Origin of the sequence: Streptomyces sp. NPDC007162 (genome assembly GCF_040634175.1) — a bacterium.
In the GTDB taxonomy this organism is placed as follows: domain Bacteria; phylum Actinomycetota; class Actinomycetes; order Streptomycetales; family Streptomycetaceae; genus Streptomyces.
The window spans coordinates 1-3,402 of the sequence record NZ_JBEYFC010000746.1 but is presented as its reverse complement, the minus strand read 5'-3'; the positions used below and the strand labels follow the sequence as shown (position 1 = coordinate 3,402).

General features: G+C 70.5%; 2 protein-coding genes. Both read right to left on the bottom strand.

All coding sequences use genetic code 11. The features are described 5' to 3' along the window. Window positions 1–29: 29 nt before the first annotated feature. Window positions 30–1,868, bottom strand: a complete 1,839-nt coding sequence (locus ABZ646_RS43220; protein ID WP_360532293.1) for a M1 family aminopeptidase — start codon at window positions 1,866–1,868, stop codon at window positions 30–32. Between the two features lie 242 nt (window positions 1,869–2,110). Beyond that, a partial coding sequence (locus ABZ646_RS43215; protein WP_360532290.1) for a peroxidase family protein occupies window positions 2,111–3,402 on the bottom strand: 1,292 nt, incomplete at its 5' end.

The window sequence follows — 3,402 nt, the reverse complement described above, 5'->3', positions numbered from 1 at the left end:
GCCGCCGCCCGGCGGCCGTCCCGCTGCGGTCAGCCGTCGATGCGGTGGGTGGTCCAGAACGACGTCAGGTCGGTGCTCGTGGCCGCCTGTGCCGCCGCCTTGAACTCGGCGGTGGTCGAGACGCCGTACCAGTGCGAACTGGCGTAGCTCTTCAGCAGGTTGGTCATGGCGGTGTCACCGATCAGGCGGCGCAGGTCGTGCAGGGCGCACTTGCCGTAGCCGTAGACGACGGTGGAGTAGCGGGAGGAGTGGGCGTCCCAGTACGCCATCGAGTTGGTGATCTTCTCCGCGGACGAGGCCCAGGAGACGCTGTTCCAGCAGTTGGTGCCGGTCAGTCCCTGCGCCAGGTCGGTGGCGTAGTCGGTGAACGCCTCGTCCAGCCAGGGGCTGTTGTACTCGTCGTCGCCGACGATCCCGTACCACCACTGGTGGCCGATCTCGTGGGTGAGCGCGGTGGTGCTGACCAGGTCGAGGACGAAGCCCGGGTACTCCATGCCGCCGAACCAGAAGTTGTTGTCGATGACCGCGTCCAGCTCGCCGTACGGGTAGGCCCCGAACCGGCCGGCGTGGGCGTCGACTGCCGACTTGGCGGTGGTGAGCATCGACTGGGCGCTGGAGGAGCTGATGCCCGAGACGGAGTAGATGTTGATCGGGACCCCGCCGGGCGAGGTGCCGGAGATCTTGCTGAACGGACCGGCCGCCCAGGCGAAGTCACGGACCTTGGCGGCGGTCGCCGTGGTGACGGTACGGCCGCTGGAACCGGGGGTGTCGACGGAGGTGCCGGTCGCCGGGACGAGCAGGCTGCTGGGGTGGTCCAGGGTCACCTTGAAGTCGGCGGCCAGCGAGTAGAAGGACTCGCCGTTGTTGGTGTACGGGTCCAGGTGCCAGCCGGATCCGTCCCGGATCGCGAGGACGGGCAGGGCGTTGCCGATCATGCTGAACGCGCCGTCGTACCCGAAGCGGTCGGCGCCGCTGGGAACGGTGATGCCGAGGTCGAAGCCGACGGTCGTGCTCTGGCCCTGGGCCAGCGGTGTCGGCAGGGCGACCTCCAGCGCCGTGCAGGCGACCGAGAGAGCGCCCGCGGTGCCGCCGGTGACGTTGCTGACGGTGATCGGCGGGGCCGAGCACGTGCCGTGGTAGTTGTCCCACAGCCGGAGGTAGATCTCGCTGAGCGCGGTCGCGGAGGCGTTGGTGAAGGTCACGCTCTCGTGGCCGGTCCAGCCGGTACCGGTGGAGTTGCTGGTCAGGCTGACGGTGTAGGAGGGCGCGGCCGGGGTGCGGGTGGTGTCGCCCGGGGCGGTGGCGGCCGAGGTGTCGAGGGCGATGTCGTCGAGGACGAAGCTGGTCTGCAGGCTGGAGTCCTCGGTGCCGGTGAAGGCCACGGTGACGGTCTGGCCGGCGAACGCGGAGACGTCGAAGGACTTCTTCACGAACCCGGTGTTCTTGTCCAGGTTGGAGTAGCTCGCCAGCGTGGTGCTGCCGATCTTCGCGGTGAGCTTGTCGTACGCCGTCGAGGAGGTCGTCTCGGCGGTGTCGACGTGCAGCCAGAAGGTCAGCGTGGCGGCGCACCCGGCCGGGACGGTGACGCTCTGCGAGAGCGTGTCGGTGTGGGTGGCGCCGGTGCCGTCCAGCCAGGCGAAGCCGGTGCCGCCGTGGGCGGACTGGCCGGAGCGGCTGGTGATCACACCGGTCGAGGACTGCGTCCAGGGTGACGTGCCGTTTTCGAAGCCGCCGTTGCCGATCAGCTGGGCGGGGGCGCAGGCCGCGGGCTCGGCGGCCTGCGCCGTGGTGCCGGGGAGCAGGGCCGCGACGACTGCCGCGACGGCCAGCGCGCTGGTGACGATGGCCTTGTGGGGGGTCGGTCTCACACGAACTCCTTTACGCCGGCCGGGATTCCGGCCTGCTCGGAGACCGCCCGCCCGGCAGGGGTGCGCCGGGGAGCGGTCACGGGTCACGCGCTACGAGTGGTGCGAGTCCGAAGCCTGACAGAATTGACCAGGGCATGTCACTAGTTCGCTGTCCGGGCACTCCCGGAAGTCCGGACACACGGACGCCCGGGCCGGCCGGTGAGGGCCGGCCCGGGCGTCGTACGCCGGGCGCTACCGGGAGATCAGATCAGGTCGAAACGGTCCGCGTTCGCGACCTTCGTCCAGGCGGCGACGAAGTCCCGCACGAACTTCTCCTTGGCGTCGTCGCTCGCGTAGACCTCCGCGACGGCGCGCAGCTCGGAGTTGGAGCCGAAGACCAGGTCGGCACGGGTGCCGGTCCACTTGACCGCGCCGGTGGCGAGGTCACGGCCCTCGAAGGTGGTCTGGTCCTCGGAGGTCGACTTCCACTCCGTGCCGTAGTCGAGCAGGTTGACGAAGAAGTCGTTCGTCAGCACACCCGGGGTCTCGGTGAACACACCGTGCTTCGACTGGCCGTGGTTGGCACCGAGCACGCGCAGCCCGCCGACCAGGACGGTCAGCTCGGGGGCGCTGAGGCCGAGCAGGTTGGCGCGGTCGAGGAGCAGGTACTCGGCCGGCAGGCGGTTGCCCTTGCCGAGGTAGTTGCGGAAGCCGTCGGCCGTCGGCTCCAGGGCCGCGAAGGACTCGGCGTCCGTGTGCTCCTCGGTGGCGTCGACCCGGCCCGGGGTGAAGGGCACCTCGATGTCGACACCGGCGTCCTTGGCGGCCTTCTCCACGGCGGCGGCACCGCCGAGGACGATCAGGTCGGCCAGGGAGACCTTCTTGGCGCCGGTGTTGAAGTCGCGCTGGACGCCTTCCAGGACGCGCAGCACCTGGGCGAGGCGGTCGGGGTCGTTGACCTCCCAGCCGCGCTGCGGCTCCAGGCGGATCCGGGCGCCGTTGGCACCGCCGCGCTTGTCGCTGCCGCGGTACGTCGAGGCCGACGCCCAGGCGGTGGAGACCAGCTGCGAGACGGTCAGGCCCGAGTCGAGGAGCTTCGCCTTGAGCGCGGTGACGTCGGCGGCGTCGATGGCCTCGCCCTCGGCCTGGGGCAACGGGTCCTGCCACAGCAGGGTCTCCGCCGGGACCTCCGGGCCGAGGTACAGGGACTTCGGGCCCAGGTCACGGTGGGTGAGCTTGTACCAGGCGCGGGCGAAGGCGTCCGCGAACTCCTCCGGGTTCTCGTGGAACCGGCGGGAGATGGGCTCGTAGATCGGGTCGAAGCGCAGCGACAGGTCGGTGGTGAGCATCGTGGGCAGACGCTTCTTCGACGGGTCGTGCGCGTCCGGGATGATCGCCTCGGCGTCCTTGGCGACCCACTGCTTGGCGCCGGCCGGGGACTCGGTCAGCTCCCACTCGTAGCCGAGCGCGCCCAGCGGCGCCTCCACCAGTTCCAGGCCCTGCCGGCCGGTGGCCGTGCGCAGCACGACGGGGGCCGGGTCGGGAGCGAGCAGTT